This window comes from Jannaschia sp. L-14R (assembly GCF_056857695.1).
Genome location: NZ_JBSXNP010000011.1, coordinates 240,241 through 265,125 on the forward strand (window position 1 = coordinate 240,241; position 24,885 = coordinate 265,125).

The window sequence follows — 24,885 nt, forward strand, 5'->3', positions numbered from 1 at the left end:
AGGGGTGATATCCACCGCATGAGGTGCCCCTTGCAGATATATCTTCCGATTGCCGAAGTTTCGGTCAATGCCTTCCTTCTTTTAGGATTGGGTGGACTGGTAGGCATCTTGTCCGGCATGTTCGGCGTGGGTGGCGGTTTTCTGATGACGCCACTCCTTTTCATGATCGGCATCCCCCCCGCCGTCGCCGTCGCGACCGAGGCGAACCAGATTGTCGCCTCGTCCTTTTCCGGCGTTCTGGCGCATTTCAAGCGAAAGACGGTGGATTTCCGAATGGGGCTGGTCCTGCTCGTCGGGGGTCTGATCGGGGCCGCGGTCGGCGTTCAGGTCTTCGCCATACTGCGCGAACTCGGGCAGGTCGATCTGCTGGTCAAGCTGTCCTACGTGCTCTTTCTGGGTGTGATCGGCGGACTGATGTTCCTCGAGTCCCTGAACTCCATTCGCAGGGCCCGCAGCGCAGGCCCTGCGCCCAGAACGGTGCGCCGTCAGCGAAGCTGGATTCACGCACTTCCGTTCAAGATGAAGTTTCGCACGTCCGGCCTTTATATCAGCGTGATCCCCCCGGTTATCGTCGGCTTGCTGGTCGGTGTTCTGGCCGCGATCATGGGCGTCGGCGGAGGGTTCATCATGGTGCCCGCGATGATCTATCTGCTGGGAATGCCCACCAAGGTCGTCGTCGGCACATCGTTGTTCCAGATCATTTTCGTCACCGCTTTCGCGACGATGCTGCATGCCACGACCAACTATACCGTCGATATGGTGCTGGCCGTCCTGCTGCTGCTGGGCGGCGTCGTGGGTGCACAGATCGGAACGCGAATCGGCGTCAAAATGAAAGCCGAGCAGCTTCGCATCCTGCTGGCTATCCTGGTTCTGGTGGTCTCCGGCAAGCTGGCGCTGGACCTTCTGATCGAGCCGGCCGAACTGTATTCGGTCGGTTTCGGAGGTCAGGAATGATCCGCCTTCTGCTGATCCTGCTGGTCGCGGGCCTGCCGCTTCGCGCCGAAGAAATCGTGGCTGACCTGAGTCAGGATCGCATTTCGATATCGACCAACTTCGATGGCTCCGAAATTCTCGTGTTCGGCGCCATCAAGCGCAATGCGCCACAGCCGGTCGGGACCGACATGGCCGTCATCATTACCGTAACCGGCCCGCGCGAGAACATCACGGTCCGACGCAAGGCGCGGCGGTTCGGCATCTGGGTCAACACAGACTCGCGCGAAGTGAATGGTGCACCGAGCTTCTATTCCGTGTCGTCGTCGATTCCGCTGTCCCGTGCGCTGACCCCCGCGGAAGATGACCGCTGGCGCATCACCACGGCCAGCGCCCTGACCGCGCCGGACATGACCACGATGACGGATAACGACCCGGAATTCCTCGAGGCGCTGATCCGTGTCAACACGGCGGCGGGCACCTATGGAACCGCCGAAGAATCGGTGCAGGTCCGGGACTCGACGCTCTTTTCCGCGGATATCGCACTGCCTGCGGACCTGACCGAAGGCAATTACAACACCCGCATCTTTCTGACCCGCAACGGCGAGGTCGTGGACAGCTATGCGACGTCGATCTACGTCCAGAAGGTCGGGCTGGAACGCTGGATCTATGCGCTCGCCAATGAAGAACCGATCCTCTATGGGCTTCTGTCGCTGTTCATCGCCATCGTCGCCGGCTGGGGGGCCAGCGCGGTCTTCCGCCTGTTCAAGAACTAGCACACGTCAGCCGCGCCCGGCCCCATAGGGCGTCGCGCTCGCCACGATCGTCATGGTCAGCACGTTCGTTTCTTCGGGCACCGACGCCATGTGCAGGACGGCCAGAAAGAGTTTCGTCGTGGCCGCCCCGATGCCCGATGATGCACCGGTGATGAGGATGCTTTTCAGGCGTCGTCGCTTTGCCGTTCCAGGGTCAGGGCCACAGGCTCCACCCGCAGGTCCGATGTATCCAGCGGCACCCTGGGCATCGCCAGCGCGTAACGTTTCACCCAGATCAACCGGGTGACTGCGCGGGTGATGGCGACATAGGCCAGACGTTTCCAGAGCTGCTGCCCCGCCTCCATCCGACCGGCCCGGCTCGCGGCATAAAGATCGGGCGCGAAAACCTGCACGCTGTCCCACTGGGACCCCTGCGCCTTGTGGGTCGTGACGGCCGCCCCGTGCAGAAACGCCGCTCCCATGCGAGCGGCAAAGGGCAGGAAAGGCTCTTCTTCGTCGGGGTGTTCGATCTTGACGATACTGCTGACCGAAATTTCCGGGTCGGGCGCGCCGACAACGTGCAGTTTGGAAAACCCCGGCTTGCGACCCGGCCCCAGATAGACGACCTGCGCCCCCTTGATCAGGCCCCGCGCTTCAAGGTCGATCCGGCGCTTGCGATGTTTCAGGGGCAGTTCCAAACCGTCGCAGATCAACGGCTCACCCGGCAGCAAGTGGGTATCGTCGGCCCCGTGCGCCTGCCGGAAAGCGCGGATCAGGCGGATGCGGGTTGCATTGCGCCAGACCAGAACAGGCGACCGCGCCATCAGATCACTGTCGACCCGGCCTGCGACGACGACGCGATCGTCCCTGGCCGCCGCCGCTTCTATCATCTGTTCGAAGCTGTGGAAATCGAGAGCCGGGTCGCCCAGCGCGTGTGCCAGGTCGAGGATCGGGTTGTCGGCCTCTTGTCGATGCACCCGCTCCAGATGCAGATGATCGGTGCCTGAAAAGCGGTCGAAGACCATCCGCCCGGACTGGTTCACCGGGGCCAGCTGCGCCGGGTCGCCGAACAGCACGAGGGTCGGGAATATCTCTTTCAGATCTTCGTACTGCTTGTCGTCCAGCATCGAGGATTCGTCGACAAATCCGATGTCCAGCGGGGCTTCGCGGCGTTTCCAGCCGGTTATGAAATCCGACCCGCGCAACCCGGCGGAGGCCAGAGCACCGGGCACCGATGACGTCTCGTCATAGACCCGTTTGGCGCGGTCGAGCATTTCGTCGCTGATTCCCTCGACCTCGGGCCGGTCGGCGTCGCCCGCCAGCCACTCGGCGATCCGCTCGTACTGTGGGTCATAGACCGGGGTATAGAGGATGCGATGGATCGTCGTGGCGGGCACACCCCGCGTGCGCAGGACTGACGCCGCCTTGTTGGTGGGGGCCAACACCGCCAGCGTGCGCTTGTCCTTGCGCTTGCGTTCATAGTCACCCGACACCAGATCAAGGCCCGCTTCGCGCATCGACTTGACCAATTCGGCAAGCAGCAGCGTCTTGCCCGACCCGGCCCGACCCGTCACCGCCAAAACGCGGCTGTCTTCATCGGGCCGCTCCGATGCCCAGCCGTCGGCCAGGGAAATACCGCTGTCGGACAGTATGTCGGCAATGCGGTCCCAGGCTTCGGCCTGATCGCTGGAGAGTTGGGGGGCGGGATCGCTCATCGCCCCCTTCTATAGCCTCAGGCGCGGACGGGAAGGGGCAGGACGTCGCCCAGTTGCGCCTCGTACCAATCGCGCGAGGCCCGCGCGGAAATGCCGGTCGCCCCGCAAAGCATGTCGTGCGTCTGATCCGAGAACGTCCATATCCCGGCGGAGATGCCATCGGCACTTCTCAAGACTTCGGGCGGCCAGCCAAGGCGTCGATAGATGCGCACCATCGGAAAGTCGAAAACGCCGACGGCATGGGACAACCCCATGCCCAGCCCCAGTTCGCTCGCCGCCAGCAAGAGCCGTCGCGCCACGGTGCCATCAGAGCTGGGCGACAAGCAGAAGCGGGTGCATTCCCAGATCAGCCGGTCGCGGATCGCCCGCCCGCCGGTCAGATGCGGAAATACGTCGCGCAGCATCGTCGGACCTGTTGTCGGCAGAAACCGCAGCGACCCGGCATGGCCGCCCGTGGCGTCTTCGGCGATGACATACAGCGGATCGAGGGCGTCGAATTCATCCGTTTCCCAGCCCAGCGGGTCGACAATGACATCCCAACCCATTCGATCGCGAAACTGGGCCGTCCTGTCGCGGAACATCGCGGATGACAGATCGCAGTGCTCGTCCAGTTGCGAGCCAAAGAGATAACGGATCATCGTGCGGTCCTTCCGGTCGTTGATGACGGAAGGGATTCAGCCCGAGCAGGTTAAAAGACGGTAAGCGGTCGGCAGCTCGGATAATACGGAACGGCCCCGCGTACGGTATCACGGGTCACAGGCCGATCAGGCCGCGCGACAGGGCACTGGCGACAGCATGCGTGGTATTGAGCGCGCCCAGTTTGAACCGGGCGCTTTCGATATAGACCCGCAAGGTATGTTCGCTGATCTTCAGGCGCTCCGCCGCCTGTGCGCGCGATCGCCCGGCGGCCAGAAGGGTCAACGCATCGGTTTCGCGTGGCGACAGCGACTGATGGGGGGCATGACCCTCGCCCTCCAGCGCCAGCGCGCGTTCGTTGATGTAATGTGCGGCCAGCAACAGGTCGTGCATGTTCTGGCGGATGAACCGCGCCCAACTGTCATCCCCGGCCTTGTGATTGACGGTAAACAGCGCGAACTGCCCCGACGGCCCCCGTATGGGCAGACTGACCCCCTGATTTCCAAGGCCGTTCGCCAACCCTTCGCCCAGAAGCGTCCGGGCCGGGCGACCCGACCAGTCGAGAGTCTTCCAGTCGATCGGCCTGAACCCGCGAAAGCAGGACAGGACGACGGGGTCTATGGTCTGGAAATTCTCGGCGACATAGGTATCGACCCATTCGGGCGCATAGGTCAGTGCGGCCCACTGCGCACCGCTGGATTTTACCGAATGGTAGACGAGATGTTCGACCTCATAGGCGTCGCGCAGGTCGAAAACGGTTTTTTGAAGATCGCAAAGACTGGTGGTTTTACCCAACCGCTCCAGCATGTCGTCCAGTTTCCGCGCCATCCGGCCCCGCCTGCGTTCCGGGCGACGGAGCGATTTCGAGGGCGGCCACGACGAGCGCCTCCTCCAGCTGATCTGCCAGAACAGGCATGGCATTGGCCCGAGCGAAACCGCGAAGATCGCCCAATACGTCGATGATCCATTCCTTCGACATCCGACATTCCTTTCACGGAGGTTAATGAATGATTAACCACAGCTTAGTCGGGGCAGATGACGTGGGGATATTCGCGGATTCCTCCTCCCCCGATCTGGTGGGGTGCCGGAGTGCAACACTCTGACCCTGCAAGCGCTCCGGAACGAAATGCGAACATTTTGGACCTTGTCATGGTGGTATCCGACAGAATCGGTTCGGTCAGTTGGACGGGCCTGCCTCGATCACGTCTTCCAGGGTTCGCAAACCTGTCACCGGAGCCTGAACCAGCACCGCCATGTTGCCGGGCTTATGCTCGTTGCGCCGCATTTTCATGTGAGCCTCGGGCAAATCCGACCATTCGAAACATTCGGACATGCAAGGGTCCAGCCGACGCTCCACCATCAGCTTGTTGGCCGCCGCCGCCTGTTTCAGGTGTGCGAAATGGCTGCCCTGTAACCGCTTCTGGTGCATCCACATGTAACGGACATCGAACGTCAGGTTATATCCGGTCGTCCCGGCGCAGATCACGACCATTCCGCCTTTCTTGCAGACGAACGTCGATACCGGGAACGTCGCCTCACCGGGATGTTCGAACACCATATCGACGTTGTTGCCCTTGCCGGTGATGTCCCAGATCGCCTTACCGAACTTTCGCGCCTCGGTGAACCAGGTGTTGTATTCGGGCGTATTGACAGTGGGCATCTGGCCCCAGCAACTGAAATCGTTGCGGTTCAGCACGCCCTTGGCACCCAGTCCCATGACGAAATCGCGCTTGCCCTCGTCGCTGATGACACCGATGGCATTGGCCCCGGCGGTATTGATCAGCTGAATGGCATAGCTGCCAAGCCCGCCCGACGCGCCCCAGACCAGAACGTTCTGGCCGGGCTTCAGGTCATGCGGTTCGTGCCCGAACAGCATCCGGTACGCGGTGGCCAGCGTCAGGGTGTAACAGGCCGATTCCTCCCACGTCAGGTGTTTGGGACGGGGCATGAGCTGCTGAGACTGGACGCGGGTGAACTGGCTGAAGCTGCCGTCCGGCGTCTCGTATCCCCAGATCCGCTGCGAGGTCGAGAACATCGGGTCACCGCCGTTGCATTCCTCGTCGTCGCCGTCGTCCTGATTGCAGTGAACGACGACCTCGTCCCCGACCTTCCAGCGTTTCACTTTGTCACCGACCGCCCAGACGATGCCCGATGCGTCGGACCCGGCGATATGATAAGGGGCCTTGTGGCCATCAAACGGACTGATCGGGACACCGAGCGCGGCCCAGACACCGTTGTAATTCACGCCCGCAGCCATCACGAGGACCAGCACATCGTGGCTGTCCAAGGCGGGAACGTCCACGATTTCCTGTTGCATCGCCGTGTCGGGTTCGCCGTGACGTTCCTTGCGAATGGCCCAAGCATACATCTGCCTTGGCACATGGCCCATAGGGGGCATCTCGCCCATTTCGTAAAGATCCTTGGCCACCGCGTCATAGGTCGGCGGTGTGGGGTATGTATCCAGAGCCATTTCGGTCATCTCCATCATGCCGCGGCGCGGAATTCTTCGCGCTGCATTGCAGTGAAAATAACAAGGTGCGCGTAACTTTCCAACCCCGAAAAGTTCATACACGTAATTTTATGTCTCGTCAGATTTCTGCGTCGGCAAAGTATTCGCATAGTAGGCAATCACCGGCAGCCAGTCCTCGGCGACGACAATCCGATCCCCATCGAGTCGCAAAGCCTTTCTAACCCCGAGCATTCGCAGCGCTACCATTGCCGTATCGCGGGCCTCGCGTTGGGCATAGTAGACGGCGCGGCCTTCTTCGCGCCAGTCTTCTGCCCGCGTCTCCAGGTGCGCGGCCACCACGGCAACATCGCGGGCCCCTTTGTTCAATGCCTCGCAGACCAAGGCCATCGGAAGCACCGGCAAAACTTCCCCGATCCGGTCAATCAGCGCATTGCCCAGGGCCGCAGCCGGGTCGGCGTGGCCCTGCCAAAGAAAGCGGTGCAACGAGAGCGGCCGCCCGAAGACGACGGCAGCATAGCCGAACCGCGTGAAACGCCCCGTCAGGCGCAACTGCAGATGCCGCCACAGGTAACGCGCCACCATCCACCAACGCAGGCGGAAACTGTGCGCCGTCTCGCCTCCGGCCACAATCAGGACGCGGTCTTCCAGAACACGTTCGTAGTTCACCGCAACCGGAACGAAGACGACATCCCGCGTATCTTGCGGATCATGATCCGCAAGGATGTAGCTGAGAATGCCCAGTTTCGGCGCCTGCAACGCCCCGTCCCGCGACAATCGACCTTCCGGGAAAACCGCCTGCGTCACGCCGTTGGCCGTGGCAAGCTGGACATACCGAGCCAGAACGCGACGATAGAGCGGGTTCAGATTGCGCCGCCGCACGAAATACCCCCCCATTGCACGGATCAGCGGGCCCAGGGGCCAGCGTCGGGCCCATTCGCCAACGGCGTAGGCCAGTGCGGCCTGGTGCGCGGCAAGCCATGTGACCAGCACATAATCCATGTTGGACCGATGGTTCAGGACATAGATGACCGTCGCTTTCGGATCGATGCCCGCCAAGGCTTCGGCCTCGCCCGTGACACGCACGCGGTAGAGTGACCGGGACAACCATCGGGCCAATCGGGTTGCCACGCCGAAATACAGCAGCGCCGAAAATCCCGGCACGATCTCGCGCGCATAGCGGCGCGCGGTTTCATAGGCGACGTCTTCGGGCATGTCCTGTTCGCGGGCGTGATCGACGATCGCTTGCGCGACCTCGGGGTCATGGATGAGCCGGTTGATCGTATCCATCCGCCGCGCCAGCTTGAACGGCTGAATCGGGCGATTCAACTTGGTGTTCAACTGCGCGATCAGACGTTCCGCCCGCTTGCGGAAGTACCATCGGACAGATGGAAACAGGAAATGGGATGCGAAAGTTACGGCCGCGAAGATGACCAGAAGGATGACGGTCCACAGTGGCAGCTCGACGGTGCGAAACATATGCGAACGGTCAGCCGAAACAGAAAATAATGGCGATCATATCACGGTGCATACCATGGTATTACCCGGGTCATACAGATTTGCGCACATAATATTGCCGCAGCGCGGCGAATTGACACTTGTCTGATCTTCCCCATAATCGACCTGACAAGAAATAATATTACCCATGAGGTCGCCGTGTCGCAGAAAGATCGCCCCTGGCTGTTCCGTACCTATGCAGGTCATTCAACGGCGGAAAAATCGAACGCGCTGTACCGGTCGAACCTCGCACGCGGGCAGACCGGATTGTCGGTGGCTTTCGATCTGCCCACGCAGACCGGATATGACAGCGACCATATTCTGGCGCGGGGCGAAGTCGGCAAGGTCGGCGTTCCGGTCGGTCATCTGGGCGACATGCGAGCGCTGTTCGCGGATATTCCGCTGGAACAGATGAATACCTCGATGACGATCAACGCGACGGCTCCTTGGTTGCTGGCGCTGTATGTCGCGGTGGCCGAGGAACAGGGCGCGGATATCGCCACGTTGCAGGGAACGGTCCAGAACGACATCGTTAAGGAATACCTGTCGCGGGGCACTTACGTCTTGCCGCCAAAACCCTCGATGAAATTGATCTCGGACGTTGCGGAATATTGTTATTCCGAAATTCCGAAATGGAATCCGATGAATGTCTGTTCCTATCACCTGCAGGAAGCAGGGGCGACTCCGCAGCAGGAACTGGCTTTCGCACTTGCGACGGCGACGGCGGTTCTGGATGAATTGCAGGGCAAGGTTCCGGCCGAGGATTTCCCGAGACTGGTCGGGCGCATTTCATTCTTCGTGAATGCCGGCATCCGGTTTGTGACCGAGATGTGCAAGATGCGCGCCTTCGTCGAATTGTGGGACGAGATTTGTCGCGAGCGTTACGGAGTCGAGGACGCGAGATACCGGCGGTTCCGCTATGGCGTTCAGGTCAATTCGCTGGGCCTGACGGAACAGCAACCGGAAAACAACGTTTATCGCATCCTGTTGGAAATGCTTGCCGTCACGCTATCGAAATCGGCACGGGCCCGCGCCGTTCAATTGCCCGCATGGAACGAAGCGCTGGGATTGCCGCGTCCCTGGGATCAGCAGTGGTCGCTGCGAATGCAGCAGGTTCTGGCCTATGAAACGGATCTTCTGGAATACGGAGACCTGTTCGACGGATCACCGGTCGTGGCGGCAAAGGTCGAAGCCCTGAAAACCGAGGCGCGGGCGGAATTGGCCATTCTGGATGGAATGGGCGGTGCGGTCGCGGCCATCGAATACATGAAATCGCGGCTGGTGGAATCGAATGCCGCGCGTCTGGGCGGCATCGAACGCGGCGAAACCACCGTGGTCGGCGTCAACGCCTGGACCGAAGGCGAGCCATCGCCGCTGGTGGGGGAGGACGGCGGCATCATGACCGTCGACCCGGCGGTCGAGGCCGATCAGATCGGGCGGCTGGACGCCTGGCGCGAGGCACGCGATGCCCATGCAGTCGAGGAGGCATTGGTCGCCCTGAGACAGGCTGCGCGGGACGGCACGAACATCATGCCGCCATCGGTCGCGGCGGCGAAGGCGGGCGTGACGACCGGCGAATGGGCGGGCGTGATGCGCGCCGTTCATGGTGAATACAGGGGGCCAACGGGCGTATCGGCGTCGCCATCGAATGCGGTCGAAGGACTGGACGAGTTGCGCGCGGCGGTCGATGCGGTCTCGGACCGGCTGGGCCGGCGTTTGACCTTCATGATGGGAAAACCGGGTTTGGATGGTCATTCCAACGGTGCCGAACAGATTGCCGTGCGAGCCCGCGATTGTGGAATGGAGATCCGCTATGAAGGCATTCGCCTGACGCCCGAAGCAATTGTCAGCGCAGCAATCGATAATGGTGCGCATGTCGTCGGATTATCGATCCTGTCGGGAAGCCATCTGCCGCTGGTCGAGGAATTAATGACACGAATGCGGGATGCCGACCTGGCCCACGTTCCCGTCATAGTGGGAGGCATCATTCCCGAGGAAGATGCAGATCGATTGCGCAGCCTTGGCGTATCCGCCGTCTATACCCCCAAGGATTTCGAGTTGAACCGGATCATGGCCGATATCGTCGCACTGGCAGACCCGTCGGGAATGGCGGCCGAATAGCAGTCATTGCAAATGAAATTGACAGCGGCTATTGCGGATTGGTGTCTGTGATAAAAAGGGGGAAATCATGAAGCTCGACAACATGAGCCGCGAAGAACTGCAGAGTCTTCAGAAGCAGGTTACTTTGGCGCTCAAGAATTATGACGAACGCAAGAAGCGGGAAGCCCAGTCCAAGCTGGAGGCGATGGCCAAGGAAATGGGCTATTCGCTGAACGACTTCGCTGGCGGGAAAAAGGGCAAGTCCGGGGGAGCCGCTCCGAAATACGTCCATCCGGAAAATCCGGGAAAGACCTGGTCGGGCCGCGGGCGTCAGCCGCAGTGGTTCAAGGATGCGCTTTCTAGCGGCAAGTCCGCCGAAGATATGGCGATCTAGACTTTCACTTCGGAATTCTGGGAAAAGGGACGCCGATCCGCGTCCCTTTTTCATATCCGAGGCCCCGTCATGACCCCCCACATTCGCGCCGGACGCGGACAGATTGCCGAAACCGTACTGATGCCGGGAGACCCGCTGCGCGCCAAATGGGCAGCGGAGACGTTTCTGGATGGTCCCGAACTGGTTAACGACGTGCGTGGGATGTTGGGGTTCACGGGGATGTGGCGCGGCAACAGGGTCACGATCCACGGCTCCGGGATGGGAATGCCCAGCCTGTCGATTTATGCCAATGAGCTGATCACGAAATACGGGGCCAGAACGCTGATCCGGATCGGGTCGGCCGGCGCGATGCAGCCATATGTCAAGATCCGCGATGTCGTGCTGGCGCAGACCGCCAGCAGCCTCTCGACCCCGTCGCGCGGCATCCTGCGCGATATCAACTTTGCCCCCTGTGCCGACTTCGGCCTGCTGATGGCAGCGTATGCGGCAGCGCAGACCAAGGCGAACGATGTTCACGTGGGTGGCATCTATTCGTCGGACGTCTTTTATGACGAGCGGCCGGATCTGAACGAACAGATGACGCGACACGGTATTCTGGCCGTCGAGATGGAAGCGGCGGAACTGTATACTCTTGCGGCCCGGCATGGATGCCGCGCCCTGGCCGTTCTAACGGTCAGCGATCACCTGCTCACGCAGGAGGCCCTGCCCGCGTCGGACCGCCAGTCATCCTTCGGAGACATGGTGGAGATCGCCCTGGAAGCGGCATTTGCCTGAACGGATCTGCGAAGCGGGTTGAAGATGGCCTCGGGCCAGTCGCGGGTCGCGGGGGACCATGGCGGCGGTGTGCAGGCGATGCGCACAGACATGCAGGACAGTGCAGACGTGAAAATGCCCCCGCCGGGACAGGCAGGGGCATATGACGGTCCGATACGATGGCCTGCCTCAGATGACGATCTGATCCAGCGGCGGGAAGCCGTTGAAGCCGACAGACGAATAGGTCGTCGTGTAGGCGCCGCAGTTGCGGATGATGATCTTGTCCCCTGCTCTGAGGGTCACGGGCAACTGTATCGGGCGCTTTTCATAGAGCACGTCGGCGCTGTCGCAGGACGGGCCGGCCAGAACGCAGGCGCCGGTCTCGTCGCCATCGCGGGATGTGACGAACTGATAGCGGATCGCTTCGTCCATGGTTTCGGCCAGACCCGAGAACTTGCCGATGTCCAGATAGACCCAGCGGTGCAGGTCGTCCTCGGACTTCTTCGACACAAGGATGACTTCGGCGGCAATGGCACCGCAATCGGCGACCATGCTGCGGCCCGGCTCGGCCATGATCTGGGGGACGTCGCCGAAGCGGTCGGCAATCAGACCCATCACCTCGGCGGCATAGGAAGTGGGGTGCTGGATATCTTCGCCATAGAAGGCAGGAAAACCGCCGCCGATGTTCAGCAGTTGCAGGCCAAAACCGGCCTCATTGGCGCGGTGCCAGATGGCGGCGACCTGATCGAGCGTGCCGGTCCACATGCGGGCCTGTCGGGTCTGCGATCCGACGTGGAACGACAGGCCGAAGGGGATCAGGCCCAGGTCGCGGGCGCGGCCCAGCAGCGTCATGACCTTGTCGGCGGCGCAACCGAACTTGCGCGACAGCGGCCAGTCCGCCTCGTCGTTGTCGACGATGACGCGGATGTAGACACGGGTGCCGGGCGCATTTTCGGCGATCTTGTCCAGCTCTTCCTCGGCATCGGCGGCGAACAGGGTGACGCCGGCGTGATGGGCGAAACGGATGTCAGACGCCTTCTTGATGGTATTGCCGAAGGAGACGTGATCGACGTCGGCACCCTGACCCAGAACCAGCTCGATCTCGCCACGGGAGGCGGCATCGAAGCCCGAGCCAAGCCCGACCAGACGCTCGATGATGGCGGGATGGGGATTGGCCTTGACGGCGTAATGGATGTGGGCACGACCGGTGCGGGTCATCAGGCCGTCAGAGAGAGCGTTGAACTGACGCTCGACCGCATCGACGTCCATGACCAGCGTCGGATGCGCGAAATCATGGGCGGCAATGTAGGACGCGACGCGCGAGGAGGCGAATTCGACGGCGGGTGTCGCGACGAAGGGCGGACGGCCAAAGCCGGTTACTGCGTTCATGGTCATCTCCAATAGACCCGGCCATTTTGGGGATTCCCCAACTAAGACCGCTCACTTCCAAGGAGACGTTACCGTCGCTACGTAACCGTGCGTTAAGCCGTGCCAGAGGCGCGTGCGTTGGCGTCTATGCGGGCCATGTGGGGCCAAACCGGATTCGGGTCAATACGGAAAATTCAGAAAATACGCTCTGTGCTTCCGCGATATCCTGCCTCACCGCGAAGATGCGGAACATTCGACCCAACCGCGAGGTTTACCCGAAGACTGAAACGGAGAAAGACCCTATGTCCAGGACCGTGAAGCTGAGCCTTGCCCTTCCCTTGATGGCACTGGTTGCAGGTTGCCAGACCGCTGCCAACAACCGCGTCGACACCACCGCCGAAATCGAAGCGACGACCGATACCGCCATTTCGGGCGGTACGGTCACAAGCTCGACCGGGGCACAGGTTCAACCGTAAATTCCCTGAGCTTGTCGAAAGGGCCCCGGTCATCCGAGGCCCCGTTCGGGGCGGGTCAGGCCGTGCCGCGCGCCGGATAGTCATTGTCGACGATGAAGCCGACCCCGGAGATCAGGTCGCCCATGCCCGGTCGGGCAAAGGGCACGGATTGCTGCCAATGGGCAAAGACGCTGCCGTCGGCACGCACCAGCGTCATGCCGGGTTCGCAGAAAATCTCGGGTTCGGTGCTGCCATTGCGGGCGCTGGAAATATATAGCCCCCATTCGCGCGCCGTGGCTTCCGTCAGGGCGTATCCTACGCGCAGGTCACCGAAATTCCACTCCGCTTCCTGCTTGCGGGCGCGCTCCTCCTCGTCCATCGAAACTGCGACGACATCTACGCCCTTTTCAGCCAGTGCTTTCAGGTTCGGGACTACATCCGTTTCGATCTGCTTGCGGCAAATCGGGCAGTGCAGACCGCGATAGAAAATCACCAAGGTGAAGTTTTCGGGCGTTTCCCCGGTGAGGTTGAACCTGTCGCCGGTCAGCAGCGGAAAACCAAGGGCGGGTGCCGGGGCGTTGATCCTGAGCATAGGGGGGCCTTTCAATTGTGTTCCTGATCTCGTTTGTTCAGGCAATAGAGCGCCGCCGCCCATCCTTCACTCCCGCATACCGGCCAAGGGGAGGCTTCGCAGATGCACGCAGATCACGGAACAGTCAGACACCAGAATGGCCCGGCTTGCGCCGGGAGCCGTTTCAGTGCGGTTCAGGTTCAGAGCTGTCGCTCGACCATCATCTTCTTGATGTTCTGGATCGCGCGCGCCGGGTTCAGACCCTTGGGGCAGGTCTTGGCGCAGTTCATGATTGTATGGCAGCGATACAGTTTGAACGGATCTTCCAGATCGTCCAGCCGCTCCCCGGTGGCCTCGTCGCGACTGTCGATGATCCAGCGATAGGCATGCAGAAGCGCTGCCGGTCCCAGATAGCGATCGCCGTTCCACCAATAAGACGGACAGGCGGTCGAACAGGATGCGCACATGATGCATTCATACAGCCCGTCCAGCTTTTCACGATCTTCGATGGATTGGCGCCATTCCTTGGCAGGTGCATTCGACTTGGTTTCCAACCACGGCATGACGCTGGCATGCTGCGCATAGAAATGCGTCAGGTCGGGAATAAGGTCCTTGATGACCGGCAGGTGCGGCAGCGGATAGATTTTCACGTCGCCCTTCACCTCGTCGATGCCCCAGGTGCAGGCGAGGGTGTTCACGCCGTCGATATTCATCGCGCAGGACCCGCAGATGCCTTCGCGGCAGGAGCGGCGGAAGGTCAGCGTCGGATCGACCTCGTTCTTGATCTTGATCAGCGCGTCCAGAACCATCGGTCCGCAGGTATCAAGGTCCACCCAATAGGTGTCGAGCCGCGGGTTTTTCCCATCCTCCGGGTTCCAGCGATAGATCTGGAACCTGCGCAGGTTGTCCGCGCCTTCGGGCTTGGGCCAGGTCTTGCCGACGGTGATCTTCGAGTTCTTGGGAAGGGTGAATTGGACCATGTCTCGGACCTCCTAGAGGGTGTTCAGCAACACCGGCAGACCTTCGGTCGCGATGCACCGGATCGTGTCGGGACGCTGGGCGATATCCAGCACGATGCGCGTGGCGGCGTCATTCGCGCCTGAACCGGCCAGGGTCGCCAGTTGCACGATTTCACCGGCCGAGGCGTTGTCGATAATGCAGTTCGTCGCCGGTTCCAGCGGAATGCCGGGAAAGCGCGCCGCGATCACGGGGTTCACCGCAGATTTGGCCGCATCCCGCGCCAACGTATCGGCGATGGGCGACGTGCAGGCCGCCAAGAGCAAGGGAAGCGTCAGAAGCAGGTCAGGCCGCATTGCGAACCTCCGTTAGCCAGTTGGTCGGATGGGTTTCATAACCGAGGGTCATCAGTGCGTCACCGTGCCGCGCGGCATAGGCCTGTGCCACGTCGCCCGGCAGCGCGTCGCGCCAGCCGGAACCGGAACCCCCGGTGACATGTGCCTTGACCCGGTCGGCCCGCGCCTCGGGTGCGGCCAGCCCGCCGAACAGGGCGCTGTCCCAGAAAATACGCGCGCCTTGGGCCACCTCGACCTCGGGAAGACCCAGATTGCGCAGATGATCGCTGAAGCCACGGGTGTCATGGTCCTGCATCAGATCCTCGAACCGGGCTTCGATCGTATTGTCACGGGCGTAGTCCCACGCGGTCATCGCGGTCAGGGTCTCCGCATGTTTTTCGCCCATCTCGAACATCAGGCGGGCGCTGTCGTGGGGCAGTGCGTTCAGATGCTGCTGATAGGTCAATCCGTCCAGATCGGCGCGGGGGGTATGCAGGAATTCCTCGCCGCCCGCAGGCGCGGTGCGATGATATCGCATGCCGGACAACAGCACGTCGCGCGGGTCGCGGATCACATGCAGGATGCGCGCGTCGGGGCGGTCGAGGATGACCGGCGGAAATGCCGACGACCACTGGAACAGAAACACCCGGTCGGCGGCAGGGACCATGCCGTCACCACTGCCCGCAAAGACCTGATGCGACTCGATACCCAGCGCCTGCGCCAGTTTGCGGAACACGGTCCGCATCCACAGCGTCCCGGTCTTGTGGTGCGTGCCGATGCACAGGACGCGGGGGGCGATAAGGTCCATCAGCGACCTGCCCTGTCGGCGGTGCAGGTCAGCAGCGCCTCGATCTCGGCATCGCTCATGTCGGCGTCGGGGTCGGCGGCAACATCGGAACGCCCGATGGCCGTCAGGCAGGATGCCAGCCCGGGCTGGACCGACCCGTCGGCCACGGTGACCGGAGCTCCGCCCGTCGCGGCGTTACAGCCGGTCAAAACGATGCCGACCAGAAGGATCGCGGCGCGCGTCATGTCCGGCCTCCGATGGAAACGCCGAAAGTCGTCGGCTCCGGGCGGCCTTCCATACGGCGGGCGATGCAGTCGGCGACGAACTCGGCTTCGGTCTGCGGGTTGAAGACACGGTTGGTGATCGTGATCGAACCAGTCCCGAAGGACCCCCGGTTGCTGACCCCCGCGCCCACGCTGCCCGAGATGCCGTCGGCCTGCGAAGCCTCGGCGCGGCACTGGCGGGCAGCCCGTTCCGGCGTCATCGGAACCGGTGCACAGGCTGTCGCGACCAGAGGCAGAAGAAAGAGCATGTGCCGGATCATCGGGGCAACGCCTCGCAGGCATCCAACCGCGATAGATCCGCGCTGGACGTGCGGATCGTATCGTTCTCCACGACCAACCCCTGATCGCGGGCGCAGTCGAGATAAGCCGCGCGCCTCGCCTCGGGCGTGTTGGGGACGCAGGCTGCAACGCTGGTCAAAGCGAAGGCCGCCGCGATGTGCCCTACGGTTGCCAATGGGCTTCGATCAATAAACACGGGCTTTCGGCGCGATCTTCTTGAGGTCGATGCCGCCGTCGTTGTGACTGGTGAGTGGGTTTACGTGGACACCGCGATATCCCAGATCGGCCTTCATCGCGTCGCCCCTGAACCAGGTCAGCGAGTGCTTCCGCCAGTTTTCATCGTCGCGATCGGGGAAATCCTCGTGCGCGTGGGCACCCCGGCTTTCCTTGCGGGCTTCGGCGGCGACCACGGTGGCCACGGCATTGGGCATCAGGTTGGCCAGTTCCAGTGTCTCCATCAGGTCGGAGTTCCAGATCAGCGTGTTGTCCGTGACGGCGACATCCGACAGTTTGCCTGCGATATCCTCCATCTTGTCCTTGCCCTGGGCCAGGGTTTCGGAGGTGCGGAAGACGGCGGCGTCGTCCTGCATCGTCTTCTGCATTTCCAGACGCAGCTCGGCGGTGGCGACCTGACCGCGCGCGTGGCGCAGACCGTCGAAGCGGGCCAGTGCCATCTCGACCGAGCGCATGTTCGGCTCGGGAACGCGGGTCGATGGGTCGACGATTTCGCCAGCCCGGATCGCGGCGGCGCGGCCGAAGACCACGAGGTCAATCAGGGAGTTCGAACCCAGACGGTTCGCACCGTGAACGGAGGCACAGCCCGCCTCGCCCACTGCCATCAGACCGGGCGCTACGTTATCGTCCTTGCCGTCAGACGGGGCCAGCACTTCGCCCCAGTAATTCGTCGGGATGCCACCCATATTGTAGTGGACCGTAGGCAGAACCGGCACAGGTTCCTTGGTGACATCGACGCCGGCGAAGATGCGCGCGCTCTCCGAAATGCCCGGCAGCCGCAAGGCCAGCGTTTCCGGCGGCAGGTGGCTGAGGTTCAGGTGAATATGGTCGCTGTCCTTGCCGACACCGCGCCCCTCGCGGATTTCCAGCGTCATGCAGCGCGATACCACGTCGCGCGACGCCAGATCCTTGTAGGTCGGGGCATAGCGTTCCATGAACCGCTCGCCCTCGGAATTGGTCAGGTATCCCCCCTCGCCGCGCGCGCCCTCGGTAATCAGGCAACCGGCGCCGTAAATGCCGGTCGGGTGGAACTGCACGAACTCCATGTCCTGCAACGGCAGGCCCGCACGCGCGACCATACCTCCGCCGTCGCCGGTGCAGGTATGGGCCGAGGTGGCCGAGAAATAGGCACGGCCATAACCGCCGGTTGCCAGCACCGTCATCTTGGCGCTGAACAGGTGCAGGGTGCCGTCGTCCAGCTTCCAGCAAAGCACGCCCTGACAGGTGCCGTCCTCCGACATGATCAGGTCGATCGCGAAATATTCGATGAAAAACTCGGCCTTCTGCTTCAGGCTTTGACCGTAGAGCGTGTGCAGGATCGCGTGGCCGGTACGGTCGGCGGCGGCGCAGGTGCGCTGCACCGGGGGGCCTTCGCCGAATTCGGTGGTGTGGCCGCCGAAGGGACGCTGGTAGATCTTGCCCTCTTCGGTGCGGGAGAACGGCACGCCGTAATGTTCCAGCTCATAAACCGCCTTGGGCGCTTCGCGGGCGAGGTATTCCATCGCATCGGTATCGCCCAGCCAGTCCGACCCCTTGACGGTGTCATACATGTGCCATTGCCAACTGTCGGGGCCCATGTTGCCAAGGCTGGCCGCGATGCCGCCCTGCGCGGCAACGGTGTGCGACCGGGTCGGGAATACCTTGGTCACGCAGGCGGTGCGCAGGCCCTGTTCGGCCATGCCGAGCGTCGCGCGCAGGCCGGCACCGCCGGCCCCCACCACGACCACATCATATTCATGCGTCTCGTATTCGTAAGCAGCCATCTGTCGTTCTCCTTACAGCGCCAGGCGGGCGATGGCGTAAACGCCCGCCAGCGCAGCAGCATAGCTGACACAGTTGGTCGCGACGATCATGAACTTGCGGGTCGAACCGGACACATAGTCCTCGATCAGAACCTGAACACCCTTGGCGAAGTGAACCCAACCCACAACCAGCGTCAACAGCGCAATCAATGCCGGAACGGGGCGGGAGTAATAAGCGACAATCTCTTCGTAGGTGCCGCCAAGAACCGTGCCGAACGTGAAAATGAACAAGGGGATCAGAACGACCAGCGCGATGGAAAGGATCGTCTGCTGCCAGTGATGCGTCGTGCCGGAGCCTGCGGCGCCAAGACCTTCGACGCGCTTGCGATCGGTGAGATATGACATGTGTGCAGGCCCCTTACAGGATAGCGATGGTGATGAGTGTCAGCAGGATCGACCCGCCGACCATGCCCCATCCCATCATTTCAGCGGTCGCAACGTCCAGCGCGCGGCCGGTGTCCCAGATCAGATGGCGGATCCCGCCCAGCAGATGATACCAGATCGCCCAGATAGAGCCGATGAACACCAGTTTACCGAACCACGACGTGACGAAGGCGTCGGCGGTCGCAAAGGCATCCGGCCCTGCGGCGGCAGCCACGAACCACCATGTGATCATCAGGGCCGCCACGATCAGCGCATTCCCCGATATCCGCATGAGGATCGAGGATATCGACGTCATCTGCGGGCGATAGATTTGCAGGTGCGGACTGAGCGGGCGATTGCCCCGGTTCACGTCGGCCATCGCGGACCTCCTTGGCTGCTGCGACCGGGACCGATGGAGTCGCCCAAGTCGTCGGATTGTTCTCGTTCGCCGTAGTCCTAGCGGATTTCACGGCGGAGTCACGGGGGCGCACGGTCGCAGACGCCGGAAATATCCCGAATACCTGCAATCCGTGATCACAGGTTGGTTGCCGTGATCACAAGAATTGCCGGAACCGTGGTCCGGATGCGCAGGTTTGAAGCCTGAAGGTGCAAAACCGGGGAAAGTCATGTCGAAGTCACGCGAAACCGTCTGGGACGAATGGAGAGATCTGGTCAACATAGCCCCGAAGGAGCTGGAAGACTGGCTGGAAACGGAAGAAAGCAAATCGGTCGGTGCCGGCGAAGGCGAGTCCAAAGGTCACCGCTCGGGTCGTCGCATCGTCGAGATCCGACGCGCCACCAAGGACGACCTGACCGACGCCGACTGGGATCACATGGCCAAGGTCGTGGGCTTTATCAAACGGCATCTGGCACAGGGCGGCCCCGATAGCGGTGTCCGGACATCAGCATGGCGTTATTCGCTGATGAACTGGGGACATGACCCGCTGAAATCCTGACGCTGGGGTCCGGCGCATCGGTTCCGTCAGTCACGTTTCCGACTTTTGTCCGGCGTCTGTTACCACGGTCAGCGCAGGGCATCCCGACGCAGCCCGGTGACCAGTTCGGCACAGATAACGATTCGATCATCGTACTGATAATAATAGGCATTGTCCTCTCCGCAGTTTTCGATGGTTACCGGCGTTGGACGCGGCAGTGCGATCTCCTTGTTCAGACGCGCGATGTCCGGGGCCAGCAGGCGCAGCGCCTTGCCGGTGGCGGCAACCCGCAGGCTGACGCCGCCTGTCCCGTCGGGTCGAAGATCATCAAGGATCGGTGTCCACGCGGAGCGCAGGGCGCGGGCATTCTCGATGCAGGCCCACTCTTCCTGGGGGGGCATTCCCAATGCGCGGGCATGATCGCCGCGCTCCGTCGGTTTCAGGCCGAACCACAGACAGATCGCGCGCGACATCCGCTGTGCGCCGGGCATGTATTCGGACCAGGGGTCGAATATTTCCCGCGCCGCCTCGGTCCGGCCAAGACGCGTCATATCGGTGATGATCTCGCGCATCTCGGTTTCGGAGTGCAGGCGGTCGGCGACCATCAGGCCAAAGCCGTCCGCCGCCGTCTCCCCGGACCCGAACAGCGGCACACGCATCTGGTCTATCACGGCATGCCCGACCTCGTGATACAGTGTGAACCGCAGGTTGCTCAGCACGAAATCCGCTGCGGCGGGCGTGGCGGCCATCAGGCCCAGAAGCAGGGCAGCCGCTCGGATCATACGACGATCAGACCGCATTTCGCCCCGTCGAACAAGCCTCAGGCCGGTATCAGTGCCCAATAGTCGAGGTCCAGCAGGACGTCGGGCAGATATTTGCCGTCCTCGCCCCGCAATGCGAACGCCGCCCCCCGCGTCGCCACCAGCCGCAGGCGCAGCGCCGCAATGCCGGGCGCGACCTGAGCCCGGTCCAGCACCTCGGACCAGGCCCGCACGGTGTCGCCCGCAAAGCACGGGTTCGCATGAGAGCCGCCGTTGATCGCCGCGATCATCTGCGCGTTGGCCAACCCGTTGAACGACAGGGCACGCGCAAGACTGATGATATGGCCGCCATAGATCAGACGCCTGCCATCCTCGCGATGCGTGGCATCGAAATGCACCTTGGCCGTGTTCTGCCACAGGCGCGTGGCGAACATATGCTCCGCCTCCTCGATGGTAACGCCGTCGACGTGGTCGATGCGCTCGCCGATCTCGTAATCGGCAGCGCGATGCGGCTCTCCGGCCAAGGCGAAATCGTAGCTGTCGAAGGTCAGCCCCTCGGGCACGATCAGGGCCTCGGGCGGAACGACGTCGGCCAGATCCGGGATCACCGTCTCCGGCGCGGGGGCATCCACGTCGCGCTTGCGGACCATGACCCAGCGCACATAGCTCAGCACCGGCTCATCCGACTGGTTCAGACCGGTGGTTCGAACCCAGACCACTCCGGATTTGCCGTTCGAATTCTGCTTGAGCCCGATCACCTCGGATTCCGACCGCAGCGTATCGCCCGGAAACACGGATTGCAGGAACCGGCCTTCGGCGTATCCAAGATTGGCCACGGCGTTCAGCGAAATGTCGGGGACGGTCTTGCCGAAAACCGTGTGGAACGTAATCAGATCGTCCATCGGACTGCCGTCCAGCCCGCACTCCAGCGCGAAGGCGTCCGACGACGCGACGGCGAATCGCTGAGGATAGAGCGCGGTGTATAGCGCCCGTTCCCCTTCCGCGACGGTCCGGGGGACGGCGTGACGAATGGTCTGGCCGATCGTGTAGTCTTCGAAGAAGCGGCCCGGATTGGTCTTGGTCATTGCGCTCCCAGCTTCATGTCGGGTGTGTACTCCGCATCGATGTTCTTGGTCACCGCCTGCGCGCACCGCATGACGTTCGTCGCCGGGTCGAAAGCATAGCAGGGGGATCCATGCAGAACCCATCCCTTGGCCAGTGCATCCGTGATCTTGTGACAGAATGCCGATGAATCCTCGGCAGTCAGCAGACGGTAGAGCGTGGACATATCAGCCTCCGAACGGGTTGACGCCAAGCCAGATATGGATGGCGATGGCGATGGACATGACAATCAGACCGATCACGAGAGCTTTCGCATCGCCCTTGATCGACACGTCGGCAGGACGGACCCATGTGGTGGTTCGGTTCAGCACGATCACTTCGGCAATTGCCCAGACGAGCAGCCCGCCAAACAGGACGATGGCCGACAGATCGCCGTTCACCAGCAGGTGCGCGACGGCCCAGACAATCACGGCAGACAGTTGCGGATGGCGCAGCCAGCCTGCGGTCGTGCCCTTGGCCGCGCCGACACCGAACAGGTAGAATGCCACCACCATCAAAAGGTAGTTGAGATGCCGCATGCCCGCTGGCGGTTCCCAGATCACAACGAAATCGGTCGCCCGGTATCCCATCACCATCAGCACGATGGCCAGGACGGACAGCGCCGCCACCAGCGCCTTGCCCGAAGCGCTCATCTTTGCGCGGACGGCAGGGGCCAGGCGTTTGAAGAAATGGGCCCCGGCCCAAAGGGCAAGTCCGAGAATCAGAAGATACATGGTTCAGCTCTCCAATGCGGCAATCGCGGCCAGCTTTGCCAGTGTCCGGCGGGCCGTGTCCACATGAAGGTTCTCGATAATGCGCCCATCCAGCACGGCAACGCCCTTCCCTTCGGCGATCGCGGCGTCAAAAGCTGCGATCTGGCGCCAGGCCAGTTCGGCCTCGGCATCGGTCGGACCGAAGGCGGCATTGGCGATGGCGATCTGTGCGGGGTGAATCAGCGTCTTGCCGTCCATCCCCAGGTCGCGGCCCTGTTCGCATTCGGTGCGCAGACCGTCGTCATCCCTGAACGCGTTGAAGACGCCGTCGACGCAGGGGATCCCCGTCGCCCGCGCCGCCAGCAGACAGGTCTGAAGCGCCGTCATCAGGGGCAGACGATCCGCCCGATCCCGGCAATTCAGGTCCTTGGCCAGGTCGTTCGTGCCCATCACGAATCCCCCCATGCGCGGTGCACGGGCAATGGCGGCGGCGTTCAGAATACCCTCCGGTGTCTCCATCATCGCCCAGATTAGCGTCTCGCCGGTCAACTCTTTCGCAGCCGCAGCAACGTCCTCGGACGTGTTCACCTTGGGCAGCAGGATCGCGTCGGGTGCCAGTGGCGCGAACATCGCCAGGTCGTCGGCACCCCATTGGGTATCGGTCCCGTTAATGCGCACGATGCACTGACGCGGCGCGAAACCACCTGCTTTCAGGGCATCCGCCAAAGTATTGCGGGCGCTTACCTTTTCGTCCGGTGCGACGGCGTCCTCCAGATCGAAAATGATTGCATCGACCGGCAGCGTGCGGGCCTTTTCCAGCGCCCGCAGCTTGGAGCCGGGAATATAAAGGACGGAGCGGACAGGACGGTCTGATTGGCGCATGACAAGGCCTCCTTGGCGTCGCTTCGAAGCACCATGCGCAACGAATGGCAAGAGTTTTTGCCCCCAGCCGCACGAATCGTTCGCCTGTGCCTGCTGCTTCGCGGCGTGGCGGGGCGTCCGATCGTTAACCGTTTATTCGCAGGTTTCAGGCAGCTTCCCTGACATCACTTCGGGCCAAACGACCTGGCTGCCAACGGATGAGACGGCCCAGCAGCTTTCTCGTTCCTGTCGCGGCCGGTCATCGCCACGAAAGGAATGCGATATGACGAAGACCCAGTTGATGATGTCCCTCTACGCCACACTGATCGGCGCGGCCCTGGCCCTGTTCGCCCTGCCCGCGCATGCCCAACAGGCCGCCTGCGGGCCGCGCGGTGATATGGTCGCGAAACTCTCCAGTCAGTTCGGTGAAACCCGTCGCGGCATCGGCATCGGGAAGAAAAACCGCGTCCTCGAGGTTTTCGCGTCCGAGGCGACGGGCACGTGGACGATCACCGTGACACTGCCCGACGGGCGCATGTGCCTTGTCGCGTCCGGTCAGGCCTGGGAAGACCGGATGGACGATCTGGCATATCTGGCCGACGCCGAAACCTGATCGCGGGCGCACAGACCCCTGGCCTGACCGGCAAGCGTCGGGCCGTTCGCCGCCGCGCCAACATGTCAGCGGTGATCACAACATCCGCACACCCTTGCGCTTGGGGGCGCGCATCCGCTACGCCTCCGCCGGATTCATGCGGACATATCGGAGACAGACATGGCCCGACCCAAGATCGCTCTCATCGGCGCCGGACAGATCGGCGGCACGCTCGCCCATCTGGTCGCCCTCAAGGAACTGGGGGACGTCGTCCTCTTCGACATCAGCGAAGGCACGCCGCAGGGCAAGGCCCTCGACCTCGCCGAGTCCGGCCCGGTCGAGAAGTTCGACGTCAAACTGCGCGGCACCAACGATTATGCCGATATCGCGGGTGCAGACGTCTGCATCGTCACCGCTGGCGTGCCTCGCAAGCCGGGCATGTCGCGCGACGACCTGCTGGGCATCAACCTCAAGGTCATGAAGGCCGTGGGTGAAGGCATCCGCGACAACGCCCCCGACGCCTTCGTCATCTGCATCACCAACCCGCTCGACGCGATGGTCTGGGCGTTGCGCGAATTCTCCGGACTGCCGCATGAAAAGGTGGTCGGCATGGCCGGGGTCCTCGATTCGGCCCGTTTCCGTCACTTCCTGGCGGAAGAATTCGACGTCTCGATGCGTGATGTCACCGCCTTCGTTCTGGGCGGACATGGCGACACGATGGTGCCGCTGGCGCGCTATTCCACGGTCGGCGGCATTCCCCTGCCCGATCTGGTCGAGATGGGCTGGACGAGCCAGGAGAAACTCGACGCCATCATTCAGCGCACCCGTGACGGCGGCGCGGAAATCGTCGGTCTGCTCAAGACCGGCTCGGCGTTCTATGCCCCGGCGTCCTCCGCAATCGAGATGGCAGAAGCCTATCTCAAGGATCAGAAGCGCCTGTTGCCCTGTGCGGCCTATGTCGATGGCGCGCTCGGGTTGAACGGCATGTACGTCGGCGTTCCGACGGTCATCGGGGCCGGTGGAATCGAGCGCGTCGTCGATATCAAGATGACCCGCGACGAGCAGGCGATGTTCGACAAATCGGTAGATGCCGTGCGGGGTCTGGTCGAGGCCTGCAAGGCAATAGACCCCAGCCTGACCTGAAGGTTTCATACCGTGTAGAACAAAGGGCGACGTCGAAAGGCGTCGCCCTTATTCGTTTGCCGATCGCCATACCTGACTGCGGCAGAACTGGGGGCAG

31 protein-coding genes are annotated in these 24,885 nt (G+C 62.3%); 9 read left to right on the forward strand and 22 right to left on the reverse strand.

The window, feature by feature from the left end; genetic code table 11:
- Window positions 1-30 precede the first annotated feature (30 nt).
- Both AC13C2_RS13870 and AC13C2_RS13875 read left to right on the forward strand, forming a co-directional pair.
- On the forward strand, window positions 31-954 hold the full coding sequence (locus AC13C2_RS13870; RefSeq protein ID WP_092760191.1) for a sulfite exporter TauE/SafE family protein: 924 nt from the start codon (window positions 31-33) through the stop codon (window positions 952-954).
- Window positions 951-1,706 carry a TIGR02186 family protein gene (locus AC13C2_RS13875; RefSeq protein ID WP_482887165.1) on the forward strand — a complete coding sequence of 252 codons (756 nt, stop codon included), beginning with the start codon at window positions 951-953 and terminating at the stop codon, window positions 1,704-1,706. The genes AC13C2_RS13870 and AC13C2_RS13875 overlap by 4 nt, the downstream gene beginning before the upstream one ends.
- 164 nt (window positions 1,707-1,870) lie before the next feature.
- On the opposite strand, the gene AC13C2_RS13880 is transcribed toward AC13C2_RS13875, so the two are convergent.
- The 6 genes from AC13C2_RS13880 to AC13C2_RS13905 form a co-directional block, all read right to left on the reverse strand.
- Complete coding sequence (locus AC13C2_RS13880) at window positions 1,871-3,400, reverse strand: ATP-dependent DNA helicase (protein WP_092760187.1); 1,530 nt, start codon at window positions 3,398-3,400, stop codon at window positions 1,871-1,873.
- A gap of 17 nt (window positions 3,401-3,417) precedes the next feature.
- On the reverse strand, window positions 3,418-4,038 hold the full coding sequence (locus AC13C2_RS13885) for an acyl-homoserine-lactone synthase (protein ID WP_482887166.1): 621 nt from the start codon (window positions 4,036-4,038) through the stop codon (window positions 3,418-3,420).
- A 115-nt stretch (window positions 4,039-4,153) separates the two neighbouring features.
- Window positions 4,154-4,864 (reverse strand): helix-turn-helix transcriptional regulator, encoded by a 711-nt coding sequence (locus tag AC13C2_RS13890; RefSeq protein WP_482887167.1) that lies wholly within the window; start codon window positions 4,862-4,864, stop codon window positions 4,154-4,156.
- The gene (locus AC13C2_RS13895; RefSeq protein ID WP_092760181.1) at window positions 4,824-5,015 is read right to left on the reverse strand and encodes a hypothetical protein; all 192 of its coding nucleotides are present in this window, start codon (window positions 5,013-5,015) and stop codon (window positions 4,824-4,826) included. Before AC13C2_RS13895 ends, AC13C2_RS13890 begins: the two co-directional genes overlap by 41 nt.
- 198 nt (window positions 5,016-5,213) lie before the next feature.
- A complete protein-coding gene (ccrA, locus tag AC13C2_RS13900; protein WP_482887612.1) occupies window positions 5,214-6,506 on the reverse strand; it encodes a crotonyl-CoA carboxylase/reductase in 1,293 nt (430 codons plus the stop codon).
- A gap of 108 nt (window positions 6,507-6,614) precedes the next feature.
- Window positions 6,615-7,982, reverse strand: coding sequence for a 1-acyl-sn-glycerol-3-phosphate acyltransferase (locus AC13C2_RS13905; protein WP_482887168.1), 1,368 nt, complete (start codon window positions 7,980-7,982; stop codon window positions 6,615-6,617).
- Between the two features lie 177 nt (window positions 7,983-8,159).
- Between AC13C2_RS13905 and AC13C2_RS13910 the strand changes: the two genes are divergently transcribed.
- The 3 genes from AC13C2_RS13910 (at window position 8,160) to deoD (ending at window position 11,268) form a co-directional block, all read left to right on the forward strand.
- Complete coding sequence (locus AC13C2_RS13910; protein ID WP_482887169.1) at window positions 8,160-10,121, forward strand: methylmalonyl-CoA mutase family protein; 1,962 nt, start codon at window positions 8,160-8,162, stop codon at window positions 10,119-10,121.
- 67 nt (window positions 10,122-10,188) lie between these two features.
- On the forward strand, window positions 10,189-10,494 hold the full coding sequence (locus tag AC13C2_RS13915; protein ID WP_482887170.1) for an H-NS histone family protein: 306 nt from the start codon (window positions 10,189-10,191) through the stop codon (window positions 10,492-10,494).
- Window positions 10,495-10,563: 69 nt separating this feature from the next.
- Window positions 10,564-11,268, forward strand: a complete 705-nt coding sequence (gene deoD / locus AC13C2_RS13920) for a purine-nucleoside phosphorylase (RefSeq protein ID WP_482887171.1) — start codon at window positions 10,564-10,566, stop codon at window positions 11,266-11,268.
- Between the two features lie 168 nt (window positions 11,269-11,436).
- On the opposite strand, the gene AC13C2_RS13925 is transcribed toward deoD, so the two are convergent.
- Window positions 11,437-12,642, reverse strand: coding sequence for a type III PLP-dependent enzyme (locus AC13C2_RS13925; protein ID WP_482887172.1), 1,206 nt, complete (start codon window positions 12,640-12,642; stop codon window positions 11,437-11,439).
- 275 nt (window positions 12,643-12,917) lie between these two features.
- Here AC13C2_RS13925 and AC13C2_RS13930 point away from each other — a divergent pair, with 275 nt between their 5' ends.
- Window positions 12,918-13,091, forward strand: coding sequence for a hypothetical protein (locus AC13C2_RS13930; protein WP_482887173.1), 174 nt, complete (start codon window positions 12,918-12,920; stop codon window positions 13,089-13,091).
- A gap of 55 nt (window positions 13,092-13,146) precedes the next feature.
- Here the strand turns inward: AC13C2_RS13930 and AC13C2_RS13935 are convergent, their stop codons facing one another.
- The 10 genes from AC13C2_RS13935 to sdhC all read right to left on the reverse strand — a co-directional run bounded on the left by AC13C2_RS13935 (window position 13,147) and on the right by sdhC (window position 19,061).
- Window positions 13,147-13,662, reverse strand: a complete 516-nt coding sequence (locus AC13C2_RS13935; protein WP_482887174.1) for a redoxin family protein — start codon at window positions 13,660-13,662, stop codon at window positions 13,147-13,149.
- 179 nt (window positions 13,663-13,841) lie between these two features.
- A complete protein-coding gene (locus tag AC13C2_RS13940) occupies window positions 13,842-14,621 on the reverse strand; it encodes a succinate dehydrogenase iron-sulfur subunit (RefSeq protein ID WP_339643757.1) in 780 nt (259 codons plus the stop codon).
- Between the two features lie 12 nt (window positions 14,622-14,633).
- The gene (locus AC13C2_RS13945; RefSeq protein WP_339643756.1) at window positions 14,634-14,954 is read right to left on the reverse strand and encodes a hypothetical protein; all 321 of its coding nucleotides are present in this window, start codon (window positions 14,952-14,954) and stop codon (window positions 14,634-14,636) included.
- Window positions 14,944-15,741 carry a hypothetical protein gene (locus tag AC13C2_RS13950; protein WP_482887175.1) on the reverse strand — a complete coding sequence of 266 codons (798 nt, stop codon included), beginning with the start codon at window positions 15,739-15,741 and terminating at the stop codon, window positions 14,944-14,946. Before AC13C2_RS13950 ends, AC13C2_RS13945 begins: the two co-directional genes overlap by 11 nt.
- Window positions 15,741-15,965 carry a hypothetical protein gene (locus AC13C2_RS13955; protein WP_482887176.1) on the reverse strand — a complete coding sequence of 75 codons (225 nt, stop codon included), beginning with the start codon at window positions 15,963-15,965 and terminating at the stop codon, window positions 15,741-15,743. Before AC13C2_RS13955 ends, AC13C2_RS13950 begins: the two co-directional genes overlap by 1 nt.
- Complete coding sequence (locus tag AC13C2_RS13960; protein WP_092760159.1) at window positions 15,962-16,252, reverse strand: hypothetical protein; 291 nt, start codon at window positions 16,250-16,252, stop codon at window positions 15,962-15,964. The genes AC13C2_RS13955 and AC13C2_RS13960 overlap by 4 nt, the downstream gene beginning before the upstream one ends.
- Window positions 16,253-16,260: 8 nt before the next feature.
- Window positions 16,261-16,422: a hypothetical protein gene (locus tag AC13C2_RS13965; RefSeq protein WP_175495767.1), complete on the reverse strand. Its 162-nt coding sequence runs from the start codon at window positions 16,420-16,422 to the stop codon at window positions 16,261-16,263.
- 46 nt (window positions 16,423-16,468) lie between these two features.
- Entirely contained in the window at window positions 16,469-18,280 is a 1,812-nt protein-coding gene (gene sdhA, locus AC13C2_RS13970) for a succinate dehydrogenase flavoprotein subunit (protein ID WP_092760155.1), read from the reverse strand.
- Between the two features lie 12 nt (window positions 18,281-18,292).
- The gene (gene sdhD, locus AC13C2_RS13975; protein WP_482887177.1) at window positions 18,293-18,664 is read right to left on the reverse strand and encodes a succinate dehydrogenase, hydrophobic membrane anchor protein; all 372 of its coding nucleotides are present in this window, start codon (window positions 18,662-18,664) and stop codon (window positions 18,293-18,295) included.
- Between the two features lie 13 nt (window positions 18,665-18,677).
- Window positions 18,678-19,061: a succinate dehydrogenase, cytochrome b556 subunit gene (gene sdhC, locus AC13C2_RS13980; protein WP_482887178.1), complete on the reverse strand. Its 384-nt coding sequence runs from the start codon at window positions 19,059-19,061 to the stop codon at window positions 18,678-18,680.
- 247 nt (window positions 19,062-19,308) lie between these two features.
- Here sdhC and AC13C2_RS13985 point away from each other — a divergent pair, with 247 nt between their 5' ends.
- Window positions 19,309-19,638 (forward strand): DUF3140 domain-containing protein, encoded by a 330-nt coding sequence (locus AC13C2_RS13985; RefSeq protein WP_482887179.1) that lies wholly within the window; start codon window positions 19,309-19,311, stop codon window positions 19,636-19,638.
- A 68-nt stretch (window positions 19,639-19,706) separates the two neighbouring features.
- Here the strand turns inward: AC13C2_RS13985 and AC13C2_RS13990 are convergent, their stop codons facing one another.
- From AC13C2_RS13990 to AC13C2_RS14010, 5 genes are read right to left on the reverse strand one after another with little or no spacing between them, the layout of a single operon-like run.
- Complete coding sequence (locus AC13C2_RS13990) at window positions 19,707-20,399, reverse strand: DUF4344 domain-containing metallopeptidase (RefSeq protein ID WP_175495766.1); 693 nt, start codon at window positions 20,397-20,399, stop codon at window positions 19,707-19,709.
- A 38-nt stretch (window positions 20,400-20,437) separates the two neighbouring features.
- Window positions 20,438-21,463, reverse strand: coding sequence for a MaoC family dehydratase (locus AC13C2_RS13995; RefSeq protein WP_482887180.1), 1,026 nt, complete (start codon window positions 21,461-21,463; stop codon window positions 20,438-20,440).
- The gene (locus AC13C2_RS14000) at window positions 21,460-21,666 is read right to left on the reverse strand and encodes a DUF1737 domain-containing protein (RefSeq protein ID WP_092760143.1); all 207 of its coding nucleotides are present in this window, start codon (window positions 21,664-21,666) and stop codon (window positions 21,460-21,462) included. The genes AC13C2_RS13995 and AC13C2_RS14000 overlap by 4 nt, the downstream gene beginning before the upstream one ends.
- A 1-nt stretch (window position 21,667) precedes the next feature.
- Entirely contained in the window at window positions 21,668-22,213 is a 546-nt protein-coding gene (locus tag AC13C2_RS14005; RefSeq protein ID WP_482887181.1) for an NnrU family protein, read from the reverse strand.
- A gap of 3 nt (window positions 22,214-22,216) precedes the next feature.
- Entirely contained in the window at window positions 22,217-23,074 is an 858-nt protein-coding gene (locus AC13C2_RS14010) for an HpcH/HpaI aldolase/citrate lyase family protein (RefSeq protein ID WP_482887182.1), read from the reverse strand.
- Window positions 23,075-23,336: 262 nt separating this feature from the next.
- On the opposite strand from AC13C2_RS14010, the gene AC13C2_RS14015 reads away from it, so the two are divergent.
- Together AC13C2_RS14015 and mdh are read left to right on the forward strand one after the other, a co-directional pair.
- The gene (locus tag AC13C2_RS14015) at window positions 23,337-23,666 is read left to right on the forward strand and encodes a hypothetical protein (RefSeq protein ID WP_482887183.1); all 330 of its coding nucleotides are present in this window, start codon (window positions 23,337-23,339) and stop codon (window positions 23,664-23,666) included.
- A gap of 159 nt (window positions 23,667-23,825) precedes the next feature.
- The gene (gene mdh, locus AC13C2_RS14020) at window positions 23,826-24,788 is read left to right on the forward strand and encodes a malate dehydrogenase (protein WP_339643719.1); all 963 of its coding nucleotides are present in this window, start codon (window positions 23,826-23,828) and stop codon (window positions 24,786-24,788) included.
- The last annotated feature ends 97 nt before the right edge of the window (window positions 24,789-24,885 follow it).

Bases quoted from the DNA above. Each gene is read 5' to 3' on its own strand.
- AC13C2_RS13875 (WP_482887165.1), top strand. From the start codon at position 951: ATGATCCGCCTTCTGCTGATCCTGCTGGTCGCGGGCCTGCCGCTTCGC.
- AC13C2_RS13880 (WP_092760187.1), bottom strand. From the start codon at position 3,400: ATGAGCGATCCCGCCCCCCAACTCTCCAGCGATCAGGCCGAAGCCTGG.
- AC13C2_RS13885 (WP_482887166.1), bottom strand. From the start codon at position 4,038: ATGATCCGTTATCTCTTTGGCTCGCAACTGGACGAGCACTGCGATCTG.
- AC13C2_RS13890 (WP_482887167.1), bottom strand. From the start codon at position 4,864: ATGGCGCGGAAACTGGACGACATGCTGGAGCGGTTGGGTAAAACCACC.
- AC13C2_RS13895 (WP_092760181.1), bottom strand. From the start codon at position 5,015: ATGTCGAAGGAATGGATCATCGACGTATTGGGCGATCTTCGCGGTTTC.
- ccrA (WP_482887612.1), bottom strand. From the start codon at position 6,506: ATGGCTCTGGATACATACCCCACACCGCCGACCTATGACGCGGTGGCC.
- AC13C2_RS13905 (WP_482887168.1), bottom strand. From the start codon at position 7,982: ATGTTTCGCACCGTCGAGCTGCCACTGTGGACCGTCATCCTTCTGGTC.
- AC13C2_RS13915 (WP_482887170.1), top strand. From the start codon at position 10,189: ATGAAGCTCGACAACATGAGCCGCGAAGAACTGCAGAGTCTTCAGAAG.
- deoD (WP_482887171.1), top strand. From the start codon at position 10,564: ATGACCCCCCACATTCGCGCCGGACGCGGACAGATTGCCGAAACCGTA.
- AC13C2_RS13925 (WP_482887172.1), bottom strand. From the start codon at position 12,642: ATGACCATGAACGCAGTAACCGGCTTTGGCCGTCCGCCCTTCGTCGCG.
- AC13C2_RS13930 (WP_482887173.1), top strand. From the start codon at position 12,918: ATGTCCAGGACCGTGAAGCTGAGCCTTGCCCTTCCCTTGATGGCACTG.
- AC13C2_RS13935 (WP_482887174.1), bottom strand. From the start codon at position 13,662: ATGCTCAGGATCAACGCCCCGGCACCCGCCCTTGGTTTTCCGCTGCTG.
- AC13C2_RS13940 (WP_339643757.1), bottom strand. From the start codon at position 14,621: ATGGTCCAATTCACCCTTCCCAAGAACTCGAAGATCACCGTCGGCAAG.
- AC13C2_RS13945 (WP_339643756.1), bottom strand. From the start codon at position 14,954: ATGCGGCCTGACCTGCTTCTGACGCTTCCCTTGCTCTTGGCGGCCTGC.
- AC13C2_RS13950 (WP_482887175.1), bottom strand. From the start codon at position 15,741: ATGGACCTTATCGCCCCCCGCGTCCTGTGCATCGGCACGCACCACAAG.
- AC13C2_RS13955 (WP_482887176.1), bottom strand. From the start codon at position 15,965: ATGACGCGCGCCGCGATCCTTCTGGTCGGCATCGTTTTGACCGGCTGT.
- AC13C2_RS13960 (WP_092760159.1), bottom strand. From the start codon at position 16,252: ATGCTCTTTCTTCTGCCTCTGGTCGCGACAGCCTGTGCACCGGTTCCG.
- sdhA (WP_092760155.1), bottom strand. From the start codon at position 18,280: ATGGCTGCTTACGAATACGAGACGCATGAATATGATGTGGTCGTGGTG.
- sdhD (WP_482887177.1), bottom strand. From the start codon at position 18,664: ATGTCATATCTCACCGATCGCAAGCGCGTCGAAGGTCTTGGCGCCGCA.
- sdhC (WP_482887178.1), bottom strand. From the start codon at position 19,061: ATGGCCGACGTGAACCGGGGCAATCGCCCGCTCAGTCCGCACCTGCAA.
- AC13C2_RS13985 (WP_482887179.1), top strand. From the start codon at position 19,309: ATGTCGAAGTCACGCGAAACCGTCTGGGACGAATGGAGAGATCTGGTC.
- AC13C2_RS13990 (WP_175495766.1), bottom strand. From the start codon at position 20,399: ATGATCCGAGCGGCTGCCCTGCTTCTGGGCCTGATGGCCGCCACGCCC.
- AC13C2_RS13995 (WP_482887180.1), bottom strand. From the start codon at position 21,463: ATGACCAAGACCAATCCGGGCCGCTTCTTCGAAGACTACACGATCGGC.
- AC13C2_RS14000 (WP_092760143.1), bottom strand. From the start codon at position 21,666: ATGTCCACGCTCTACCGTCTGCTGACTGCCGAGGATTCATCGGCATTC.
- AC13C2_RS14005 (WP_482887181.1), bottom strand. From the start codon at position 22,213: ATGTATCTTCTGATTCTCGGACTTGCCCTTTGGGCCGGGGCCCATTTC.
- AC13C2_RS14010 (WP_482887182.1), bottom strand. From the start codon at position 23,074: ATGCGCCAATCAGACCGTCCTGTCCGCTCCGTCCTTTATATTCCCGGC.
- AC13C2_RS14015 (WP_482887183.1), top strand. From the start codon at position 23,337: ATGACGAAGACCCAGTTGATGATGTCCCTCTACGCCACACTGATCGGC.
- mdh (WP_339643719.1), top strand. From the start codon at position 23,826: ATGGCCCGACCCAAGATCGCTCTCATCGGCGCCGGACAGATCGGCGGC.